Source organism: Arthrobacter sp. Y3225116 (assembly GCF_059091245.1).
The window spans coordinates 1-10,038 of the sequence record NZ_JBNHGL010000100.1 but is presented as its reverse complement, the minus strand read 5'-3'; the positions used below and the strand labels follow the sequence as shown (position 1 = coordinate 10,038).

Below are 10,038 nucleotides of genomic sequence, written 5' to 3'. Positions count from 1 at the left end.
GCGCTGGGCGTCGACGGCGGCCTGCACCGTGGCGCCGGAGGGCAGTTCGCCCTCGCGCACCACGGCCTTGTGCACGCTCAGGCCCTTGACGGGCTTCTGCACGTCGAGCACCTCGACCACGAACCCGTCGCCGGTGATCAGCCCGACGTCCGCGGCCTGCCCGCCGGCCTCGGCGTAGAACGGGGTGGCGTCGAGCACCAGTTCGATTTCCTCGCCCTGGCCGGCGAAGCCGCGCACTTCGCCGCCGCGGACGATGCCGCGCACCGTGGATTCGGTGGTGAGTTCGTCGTAGCCGGTGAAGACGGTCTCGCCGTCGGCGAGCATCTCGCGGAAGACGGTCACGTCGGCGTGGCCCAGCTTCTTGCCGCGGGCGTCGGCCTGGGCGCGCTCGCGCTGTTCGGCCATCAGCGTGCGGAATCCGGCCTCGTCCACCTGCAGGCCGGCTTCCTCGGCCATCTCGAGGGTCAGGTCGATCGGGAAGCCGTAGGTGTCGTGCAGGGTGAAGGCGTCCTCGCCGGAAATCGGCTTGGCGGCGGCCTTGGATTCCTTCACGGCCTCCTCAAGCCGGGCGGTGCCGGAGGCGATGGTGCGCAGGAACGCCTTCTCCTCGGCGTAGGCAATCCGGCTGATGCGCTCGAAGTCCTCGGCCACTTCCGGGTAGGTGCCCTTCATCGCGTCCCGGGAGACCGGCAGCAGGTCCGGCAGGCAGGCGCGTTCCACGCCGAGCAGGCGCATGGCGCGCACCGCACGGCGGATCAGCCGGCGCAGCACGTAGCCGCGGCCCTCGTTGGAGGGAGTCACGCCGTCGGAGATCAGCATCAGGGAGGAGCGGATGTGGTCGGCGACCACGCGCATGCGCACATCGTCGCCGTGGTGCGGGTCGTCGTCGGACTCGGCGCTGGTGTACTCCTTGCCGGAGATTTCCGCGGCCTTGTCCAGCACGGGGCGGACCTGGTCCGTCTCGTACATGTTCTCCACGCCCTGCAGGATCATCGCGAGGCGTTCCATGCCCAGGCCGGTGTCGATGTTCTTCTGCGGCAATTCGCCCAGGATCTCGAAGTCTTCTTTGCCGATGCCAGCGCCGCGCTGGTACTGCATGAAGACCAGGTTCCAGATTTCGATGTAGCGGGTCTCGTCGGCGATCGGACCGCCCTCGATCCCGTACTCCGGGCCGCGGTCGTAGAAGATTTCCGAGCAGGGGCCGGCCGGGCCGGGCTGCCCGGTGGACCAGTAGTTGTCCTTCTTGCCGGACTTCTGGATCCGTTCGGCCGGAACGCCCACCTGGTCGCGCCAGATGGCCAGTGCTTCCTCGTCCTCTTCGTACACGGTGATCCAGAGCTTCTCCGGCGGCAGGCCGTAGCCGCCCTGCTCCACCGGGCTGGTCAGCAGTTCCCAGGCCATCGCGATGGCCTGTTCCTTGAAGTAGTCGCCGAAGGAGAAGTTGCCGCACATCTGGAAGAACGTGCCGTGCCGGACGGTCTTGCCGACCTCTTCAATGTCCGCGGTGCGGATGCATTTCTGCACGCTGGTGGCGCGCGGGTACGGCGGCGTCTCGCGGGCTGTCAGGTACGGGATGAACGGCACCATGCCGGCCACGGTGAACAGCAGCGAGGGATCCGGCGACACGAGGGACGCGGAGGGGACCACGGAATGGCCCTTCTTCTCGAAGAAGTCGAGCCAGCGGCGGACAATCTCATGGGATTTCATGGTGCCTGTGTCTTACCTTCCGGGGTGCAATACGGTTGTGGGCGCCGGGCTGGGGCTTCGGTGACCGTAAAAAAAACTTATCGCTTGCGGACGTCGTCGGCGGAATCGATGCCCAGGGCCAGGCGCAGGTCGGTTTCACGTTCCTGCATGCCGTCGCGGACCGCGTCGGCGAAGTTGGCTACGGAGTCGGCCACCTGCGCCAGGGCGCGGTTCAGACCCGCCGGGCCCAACGCCTCACGCGTTTGGGACACCTTGCGTACCGCGAGCACGCCGATCGCCACGCCGGCGGCCATCCAGATCATTCGCTTCATGTCGGTTCCTCTTTCCGGTCAGCGGCCGCGGCGGCGCTTGCCCTCGGGCGCGCCCTTGCCGGCGGAATTGAAGGCGCTGCGCACGCCGTAGGAGAAGGCTGCCACCTTGATCAGGGGCGAGCCCAGGGTCGCGGAGACCAGCGAGGTCAGGGCCGACAGGTTGGCGGAGGCGTCCGAGACGTGGTTGGAGATCCCGTCGACCTTCCTGAGCTGATCGTTGGTGGTGCTCACCGTGGTGGTGACTTCGCCGATCAGCGGGGTGGTGCCGTCGCTGATTTCCCGGATAGCCTGGCGCAGTTCGTCAAACACCTTGCCGAGCTTCCAGACCGGTATGGCCAGCAGGGCCACCAGCACCGCGAACACGCCCGCGGCGATCAGACCGGCGATATCTCCACCTGACATGGGCTCAAACGCTCCTCATTGTTGGTTTTTGGCGTACTCCGGGTTCCGCGCGCAGCGTGGGCGGGCCATCTGCTGCTTGGGTCCGGCTAACGACGGCGGGGCGCACCTTGACGCAGGCACCGTTCCGCCACTGACAACACCTTACCTACTGAACAGCCCGCGGCGATGCCGCGGGCTGTTCTGCGCCGGCCCCGCGCACGGGGACGGCATCTCGCAGGTGCGGTCCCGGGGTTTCACCCCCGGGACAACGGGCCTAGCGAGCGTAGTATTCGACCACCAGCTGCTCTTCGCAGGTCACGGGGACCTCGGAGCGCTTGGGGCGGCGGACCAGGCGGGCCTGCAGCTTCTCCAAAGCGACGTCCAGGTACGCCGGAACGTTGGGGAGCACGTCGCGGTGAGCGCCGGCAGCTGCCACCTGGAACGGGGGCATCTTCTCGGAGCGCTCGTGGACGTGGATCAGCTGGCCTTCGGAAACGCGGAAGGACGGGCGGTCCACGCGCTTGCCGTCGACCATGATGTGGCGGTGCACCACCAGCTGGCGGGCCTGGGCAATCGTGCGGGCAAAGCCGGCACGCAGCACCAGTGCGTCAAGACGCATTTCCAGCAGCTCGATCAGGTTTTCACCGGTCAGGCCGGCGGTGTTGCGGGCTTCCTCGAAGACACGGGTCATCTGTGCTTCGCGGATGCCGTACTGGGCACGCAGACGCTGCTTCTCGCGCAGACGTACGGCGTAGTCACTGTCCTGCTTGCGGCGGGCGCGTCCGTGCTGGCCGGGGCCGTACGGACGACGCTCCATGTACTTCTCAGCCTTGGGCGTCAGGGCAATGCCAAGGGCACGCGAAATGCGGACCTTGCGGCGGGCTCGTGTGTTGTTAGCCACGATGTCCTTCCAGTTATGTGCGGTGCAATGGTTTGCTGGCCTCCATGTATCGGAGAGCGTTGGTCAACCGCTACCTTCAGCTACAGTCCGTTCGCGGCACGCGTCTGGCCCCACCTCTGATGTGATCCGGGGTTTGACGGCGCGTGAAGAACGGCTTGCCAGTCAGCCAACCATTCTAGCAGCAGCTCGGGTTGCTGCCGCACGCGTGTGCCCTGGCTGGTGTGGCTTCCGGCCGCCGCCGCCGGCGCGGGGGCGCGTGGCTATCTGAAAGTCTCGAGTGCTATGCCGACAAAGGCCACGACTCCCATGCACATGTAGCAGAAGCCCATGAACCTTACCGTCGGAACATCGATGAAGGTGAAGCCCTCCTGCGGTATTCCCTTGCTCTCCTTGTATATACGGGACCAAGCACTGGCCACACCATTGACATCCCTAAAGATGCAGAGACCAAAGAGAAAGAACGAGAGTCCGACGGCTGCGAAAACCAGCAGCACCAACCATCCCGGACCCTTGAGTAAACCAACGACAAAGACGAGGAGGAAGAACCCAAGTACACACAGCAAGAGGGCCTTTGCCGGCTGGGGCATCTCGAAAACTAGGCGCTTGTTGAAACGGAACGTTCTGATGGCTCCTCCTTCAGTTGAAGAGTACGCCTGGCGCAGCTTCGCGACGTCGTAGGGGGCGCCTCGTGTTGAGTTTGTTCCGGGCCCGGCCATGCGGGCGCGTGGTGCGCGGGTCCGTGTGGCCCGTGGAGTCTGGGAGGTCACGCAGTGCGGCGTCCACCGTTGTATACGTCGTCGGCTTCCGGCCGCCGCCGTTTCGTGTGCAGGGGCGGCTTTTACCTAGGCTGGGTCCATGCGAGCCATTTTGCAGCGCGCCAGCCGCGCCAGCGTCAGTGTCGACGGCGCCGTGGTGGGCGCCCTGCCCGGTCCCGGACTGGTGGTGCTGGTCGGCGCCACCCACACCGATACCCCTGACGACGCCGTGGCGCTGGCGCAGAAGACCTGGCAGCTGCGGATCCTCGACGGCGAGAAATCCTGTGCCACGGCCGGCGCCCCGCTGCTGGTGGTCAGCCAGTTCACCCTGTACGCCGATACCCGCCGCGGCCGGAGGCCGTCCTGGTCGGCGGCCGCCCCGGCGGCGGTCGGCGAGCCCTTGGTGGAGGACTTCGTGGCGGCGCTGCGGGTGCTCGGCGCGCAGGTGGAAACCGGCGTGTTCGGCGCGATGATGGAGCTGGAGCTGGTGAATTCCGGCCCGTTCACCGTCAGCCTGGACACCGAGGACTTCGGCAAGCCGCGCCGCGATTAGGGCGGCCCGCCGGGCACCGCCGTCGTTATTCGCCGCGGATGATCTTCCGCAGCCGGTCCACCCGGGCGGAAATCTCCCGTTCGGCGCCGTTGGTGGTCGGTTCGTAGTAGTTCCGGCCCACCAGGTCGTCGGGTGCGTACTGCTGGGTGGCGATCCCGTGCGGGGCGTCGTGGGAGTACACGTAGCCCTTCCCATGGCCCATGCCCTTCGCGCCGGCGTAGTGGGAGTCGCGCAGGTGCACGGGAACGCCCTGGCCGCGTCCGGCGCGCACGTCCGCCACTGCCGCGTTGATCGCCAAGTAGCAGGCCGGCGACTTCGGTGCGGTGGCTATGTGCACCACGGCCTGGGCCAGCACCAGCCGGGCCTCGGGCATGCCGATCAGCTGCACGGCCTGGGCGGCGGCGACGGCCGTCTGCAGCGCGGTGGGGTCGGCCATGCCGACGTCTTCGGACGCATGGATTACGATCCGGCGGGCCACGAACCGCGGGTCCTCCCCCGCCTCCAGCATCCGGGCCATGTAGTGCAGCGCCGCGTCCACGTCGGAACCGCGCATCGACTTGATGAAGGCGCTGGTGATGTCGTAATGCTGGTCGCCGGCCCGGTCGTAGCGCAGCGCGGCACGGTCCATCGCACGCTCGGCGTGGGCGAGCTCGACGAGGACCGGGGCGCCGTCCTCGCCCGTCCCGCCGGACTCGCCCCAGGCCACTCCCGCGGCGGCCTCCAGCGCGGTCAGGCCGCGACGCGCATCGCCGGCGGCCAGCCGCACGAGGTGTTCCAGCGCCTCGTCGCTCAGGGCCACGCGCCCGGCCAGCCCGCGCTCGTCCGCCACCGCCCGCACCAGCAGGGCCTCGATGTCGTCGGCGGTCAGCGGCTGGAGCGTCAGCAGCAGCGAGCGGGACAGCAGCGGCGAGACCACGGAGAACGACGGGTTCTCGGTGGTGGCGGCGACCAGCACCACCCAGCGGTTCTCGACGCCGGGCAGCAGCGCGTCCTGCTGCGCCTTGTTGAAGCGGTGGATCTCGTCCAGGAACAGCACGGTGGTGATGCGGTGCAGGTCGCGGGCGGTCAGGGCCTCGTCCATCACCCGGCGCACGTCCTTCACGCCGGCGGTGATGGCGGACAGCTCCACGAACTTGCGGCCCGGTCCGCGGGCGATCACGTGCGCCAGGGTGGTCTTGCCGGTGCCCGGCGGGCCCCACAGGATCACCGAGGACGGCCCCGCCGGTCCGGTGGCCGCACCGCCGGCGGCCAGCAGCCGCAGCGGCGATCCCGACTGGAGCAGGTGCCGCTGGCCGACCACGTCGTCCAGCGTGCGGGGCCGCATCCGGACCGCCAGCGGGCTGCGGGGACGCCCGGATCCGGCGTCGGCGTCGGAATCCGGTCCCCGGCCGTCGCCGTCGTAATCTTCATCCTCGCCCGCGGCGGCACTGAACAAGTCACTCACACGGTCAAGGCTATCGTTTTCCCCTGACGGCCCGGGCACCGGGGCCCTATTCCCGGAAGTCGACGCGCATCACGGCGCGGCGGGGCGTGGGGCGGGTGACCTCGCGGAAACCCGCCGCGCTGAAGATGCTGTGGCTGCCCACGTACAGTTCGCCCCACGTCATGCGCTGCCCGGGCTTGGGGATGAGCGGGTAGCCCTCGATGGCGCGGGCGCCGTTCTCCTCCGCCCAGCCGGCGGACGCCGAAGCCAGGGCCCGGCTGATGCCGCGGCGCCGGAAGCCGGCCCGGGTGGTGAAGCACACCGCGGCCCACACCGTCCCGTCGTCGGGGTCTTCGTCGCGGCCTGCCCACACCACCCTGCTGGTGCGCAGGTGCCGGTAAGCCGTCCGGGGTTCCACGGCGCACCAGCCTACCGGTTCGCCGTCCAGGTAGGCCACCAGGCCGCTGGTGGAGCCGGCCTCCGGATCACCGCACCGGGTTTCGGCCCGGAGCCGGAAAGCGCGTTCCTCGACCAGCTCCTCCCGCCATTGGGCCGCCGGGGTCTGGAACCACTGGCATTGGCAACGCGCCGCTTCGCCGCGGGTGCCGAAGACCGCCTGCAGGTCGTCCCAGGAGGCTTGGTTCGCCGGGACGACGGCGACGCCGGCACCGGTAGCTGTCTGCATGCTCCCAGCAGACAGCACGGCGGGCACGCACCGCAAGGGGTGCGCGCCCGCCGTCGTACGTCAGGGAGGAATCAGTGCCCGGCTACTCCGCCTTGGCCCCGGCCTCCTTGGCCGCGTCCTTGGGCTGCGGCTTGGCGTCGACGCCGGCTTCCTTGCGCTGCTGCGGCGTGATCGGCGCCGGAGCTGCGGTCAGCGGGTCGTAGCCGCCGCCGGTCTTCGGGAAGGCGATGACCTCGCGGATGGACTCCTCGCCGGCCATCAGGGCAACCACGCGGTCCCAGCCGAAGGCGATGCCGCCGTGCGGCGGGGCGCCGTACTTGAAGCCCTCCAGCAGGAAGCCGAACTTGGTCTGCGCGGATTCCTTGTCCAGCCCCATCACCTTGAACACTCGTTCCTGCATGTCCCGCTGGTGGATACGGATGGAGCCACCGCCGATTTCGTTGCCGTTGCAAACGATGTCGTAGGCGTAGGACAGCGCCGACTCCGGGTCGGTGTCGAACGTGTCCATGAATTCCGGCTTCGGCGAGGTGAAGGCGTGGTGCACGGCCGTCCACTTGCCCCCGCCCACGGCCACGTCGCCGGAGGCGACGGCCGCCTCGGCAGGCTCGAACATGGGAGCGTCGACCACCCAGACGAACGCCCAGTCGCCCTCGTTGATCAGGCCGGTGCGGTGGCCGATCTCCACGCGCGCCGCGCCGAGCAGCGCACGGGAGGCGGCACGGTCGCCGGCGGCAAAGAAGATGCAGTCGCCGGGGTTGGCGCCCACGGTGCCCGCGAGGTTCTCGCGCTCGAAGTCGGTGAGGTTCTTGGCCACCGGGCCGGTCAGCCCGCCGTCCTCCTGGACCAGCACATAGGCGAGGCCCTTGGCGCCGCGCTGCTTGGCCCATTCCTGCCAGGCGTCCAGGGTGCGGCGGGCCTGCGAGGCCCCGCCGGGCATCACCACGGCACCCACGTAGGGCGCCTGGAAGACGCGGAACGTGGTGTCCTTGAAGAAGTCGGTCAGCTCGGTCAGCTCCAGCCCGAACCGCAGGTCCGGCTTGTCCGAACCGTACTTGTCCATCGCCTCGGCATAGGTCATCCGCGGGATCGGCGCGGTGATCTCGACGCCGATCAGCCGCCACAGGGCCTGGACGATCCGCTCGCCGAGGGCGATGATGTCGTCTTGGTCCACGAAGCTGGCCTCGATGTCCAGCTGGGTGAACTCCGGCTGGCGGTCGGCCCGGAAGTCCTCGTCGCGGTAGCAGCGCGCAATCTGGTAGTACTTCTCGAAGCCGCCCACCTGCAGCAGCTGCTTGAACAGCTGCGGGGACTGCGGCAGCGCGTACCAGGCCCCCGGGGCCAGGCGCGCCGGGACCAGGAAGTCGCGGGCGCCTTCGGGCGTCGAGCGGGTCAGCGTCGGGGTCTCGATCTCCACGAATCCGTCGCCGTGCAGGAGTTCGCGCGCCACCCGGTTGGCTTCCGAGCGCAGCCGCAGCGCCTTCGAGGGGCCCGGCCGGCGCAGGTCCAGGTAGCGGTGCTTGAGGCGGGCTTCCTCGCCCACCTCCACGTGCTCGTCCACCTGGAACGGCAGCGGGTCGGCGGTGTTGAGGACGACGACGTCCTCCGCCATGACCTCCACCTCACCGGTGGCGAGGGCCGGGTTCTCATTGCCCTCCGGGCGCTTCTCCACGGTGCCCTTGATCTGCAGCACGTATTCATTGCGCAGCGAATGGAACACGTCCTCCTCGCGGACTACTACCTGCGCCACACCGGAGGCGTCGCGCAGATCCAGGAACGCCACACCACCGTGGTCGCGGCGGCGGGCCACCCAGCCGGCGAGGGTAACGGTTTGTCCGATGTGCTCGGCCCTGAGGGTGCCGAGGTCGTGTGTGCGCAGCACAACAGTCCTTCCGGTAGAACGATTTGCTCATCTGTCCGGCGCCCGCTGTTTACCTGGTCCGGCGGCGGGGTACGGCTATGGTGAGTGGAGATGTAGACGAGTTTACCGTTGATCAAGCTGCGCCCCGGACCTCGGCTGCCGCCGCGCGAGAGGAAGTGGCACGGACCGGCCGGCCGGCGCCCGGGCGCAGCGGGCAAGGAGCTGGAGTAACTGTGAGTAGTGAATCGTCGCTGGAACGCCGCCTCGGCGGAGTCGACGCGACCACCGTGGGCGTCGGATCCATGATCGGTGCCGGCGTCTTCGTGGTGTTTGGTCCCGCGGCCGCCGCGGCCGGTTCGTGGCTGCCGCTGGCACTGGGCATCGCGGCGTTCGTGGCCTATTGCAACGCGGCGGCCACCGCGCAGCTGGCCGCCCTCTACCCCACCAGCGGCGGCACGTACATTTACGGACGGAAGCGGCTGGGCGAATGGCCCGGCTTTCTGGCCGGCTGGAGCTTCGTGACCGGCAAGATTGCCTCCTGCGCGGCCATGGCCCTGACCTTCGGCCTCTACGTTTTCCCGGAGTATGCCACGGCCGCCGCCGTGGCTGCCGTCGTCGTGCTGACCTCGATCAACCTGCTGGGCATCACCCGGACTGCGTGGGTAACGCGATGGATCGTGGCGTTCGTGGCCGCCGTGCTGGTTTTCGCGATCGTTGTGGCCTTCGACGCCGATCCGGTCGGGGCCCCGGGCGGGCAGATCGCCGCGTCCCCGTACGGCGTGCTGCAGGCCGCGGGGCTGTTCTTCTTCGCGTTCGCCGGCTACGCCAGGATCGCCACCATGGGCGAAGAAATCCGCGAACCGAAAAAGCTGATTCCGCTCGCGATCTTCTCCGCGCTGCTGATTACCTTCGTGCTCTACGTGTTGATCGGCCTGGGACTGCTGCGCTACCTGGGGCCCGAGCTGCTGGCGGAGAGCGATGCCCCGCTGCGCGCCGTGATGGAGGAGGTCGGCGGCGGTGTGGGCACCACGGCCATGGCCATCGCCGTCGCCCTCGCCAGCCTGGGCGCCCTGCTGGCGCTGATCGCCGGCGTCGGCCGGACCACGTTCGCCATGGCCCGGGAAGGCGACCTGCCCCGCGTCTTCGCGACGGTGGGCACCCGGTTCAAGGTCCCCTGGGCGGCGGACCTGGTGGTGGCCGCCGTCGTCATTTTCCTGCTGCTCACCCAGGATGTGCTGGCCGTGGTGGGGCTCTCCAGCTTCGGCGTGCTGATTTACTACAGCGTCACGAATGCGGCCGCCCTCACCCTGGACGAGCGGCCCTGGCACGCGCCCAAACTGCTGAATGTCGCCGGGCTCCTCGGCTGCCTGCTGCTGGCCTTCACCCTGCCGGTCACGTCCGTGGTGATGATGCTGGCCGTGCTCGGCGCGGGCGTGGTCGGCCGTGCGGCGCTGGCGCCGGTCC

At 68.9% G+C, this 10,038-nt stretch carries 10 protein-coding genes; 2 read left to right on the top strand and 8 right to left on the bottom strand.

The annotated features are described in order from the left end of the window. The 5 genes from alaS to AC5RV2_RS10580 all read right to left on the bottom strand — a co-directional run. Window positions 1-1,707 (bottom strand): alanine--tRNA ligase (gene alaS / locus AC5RV2_RS10600; RefSeq protein WP_494092298.1); only part of this gene is annotated, 1,707 nt, incomplete at its 3' end. Between the two features lie 77 nt (window positions 1,708-1,784). Further along, window positions 1,785-2,018 (bottom strand): DUF6167 family protein, encoded by a 234-nt coding sequence (locus AC5RV2_RS10595; RefSeq protein WP_493977520.1) that lies wholly within the window; start codon window positions 2,016-2,018, stop codon window positions 1,785-1,787. An 18-nt stretch (window positions 2,019-2,036) separates the two neighbouring features. After that, window positions 2,037-2,420: a DUF948 domain-containing protein gene (locus AC5RV2_RS10590; protein ID WP_494069083.1), complete on the bottom strand. Its 384-nt coding sequence runs from the start codon at window positions 2,418-2,420 to the stop codon at window positions 2,037-2,039. A 253-nt stretch (window positions 2,421-2,673) separates the two neighbouring features. After that, entirely contained in the window at window positions 2,674-3,300 is a 627-nt protein-coding gene (rpsD, locus tag AC5RV2_RS10585) for a 30S ribosomal protein S4 (RefSeq protein ID WP_493967703.1), read from the bottom strand. 260 nt (window positions 3,301-3,560) lie between these two features. Then, window positions 3,561-4,016, bottom strand: coding sequence for a hypothetical protein (locus AC5RV2_RS10580; RefSeq protein WP_494092297.1), 456 nt, complete (start codon window positions 4,014-4,016; stop codon window positions 3,561-3,563). A gap of 139 nt (window positions 4,017-4,155) precedes the next feature. Between AC5RV2_RS10580 and dtd the strand changes: the two genes are divergently transcribed. Then, the gene (dtd, locus tag AC5RV2_RS10575; protein ID WP_494069085.1) at window positions 4,156-4,608 is read left to right on the top strand and encodes a D-aminoacyl-tRNA deacylase; all 453 of its coding nucleotides are present in this window, start codon (window positions 4,156-4,158) and stop codon (window positions 4,606-4,608) included. 25 nt (window positions 4,609-4,633) lie between these two features. On the opposite strand, the gene AC5RV2_RS10570 is transcribed toward dtd, so the two are convergent. The 3 genes from AC5RV2_RS10570 to aspS form a co-directional block, all read right to left on the bottom strand. Further along, entirely contained in the window at window positions 4,634-6,052 is a 1,419-nt protein-coding gene (locus AC5RV2_RS10570) for a replication-associated recombination protein A (RefSeq protein WP_494092296.1), read from the bottom strand. Between the two features lie 46 nt (window positions 6,053-6,098). Then, complete coding sequence (locus AC5RV2_RS10565) at window positions 6,099-6,716, bottom strand: GNAT family N-acetyltransferase (protein WP_494092295.1); 618 nt, start codon at window positions 6,714-6,716, stop codon at window positions 6,099-6,101. Window positions 6,717-6,798: 82 nt separating this feature from the next. Beyond that, on the bottom strand, window positions 6,799-8,595 hold the full coding sequence (aspS, locus tag AC5RV2_RS10560) for an aspartate--tRNA ligase (protein ID WP_494092294.1): 1,797 nt from the start codon (window positions 8,593-8,595) through the stop codon (window positions 6,799-6,801). A gap of 212 nt (window positions 8,596-8,807) precedes the next feature. On the opposite strand from aspS, the gene AC5RV2_RS10555 reads away from it, so the two are divergent. Next, window positions 8,808-10,038 (top strand): APC family permease (locus tag AC5RV2_RS10555; protein ID WP_494092293.1); only part of this gene is annotated, 1,231 nt, incomplete at its 3' end.

What these genes read in the sequence shown, in the direction of transcription:
- AC5RV2_RS10595 (WP_493977520.1), bottom strand. Translation starts at nt 2,018, where the DNA reads ATGAAGCGAATGATCTGGATGGCCGCCGGCGTGGCGATCGGCGTGCTC.
- AC5RV2_RS10590 (WP_494069083.1), bottom strand. Translation starts at nt 2,420, where the DNA reads ATGTCAGGTGGAGATATCGCCGGTCTGATCGCCGCGGGCGTGTTCGCG.
- AC5RV2_RS10580 (WP_494092297.1), bottom strand. Translation starts at nt 4,016, where the DNA reads ATGGCCGGGCCCGGAACAAACTCAACACGAGGCGCCCCCTACGACGTC.
- dtd (WP_494069085.1), top strand. Translation starts at nt 4,156, where the DNA reads ATGCGAGCCATTTTGCAGCGCGCCAGCCGCGCCAGCGTCAGTGTCGAC.
- AC5RV2_RS10565 (WP_494092295.1), bottom strand. Translation starts at nt 6,716, where the DNA reads ATGCAGACAGCTACCGGTGCCGGCGTCGCCGTCGTCCCGGCGAACCAA.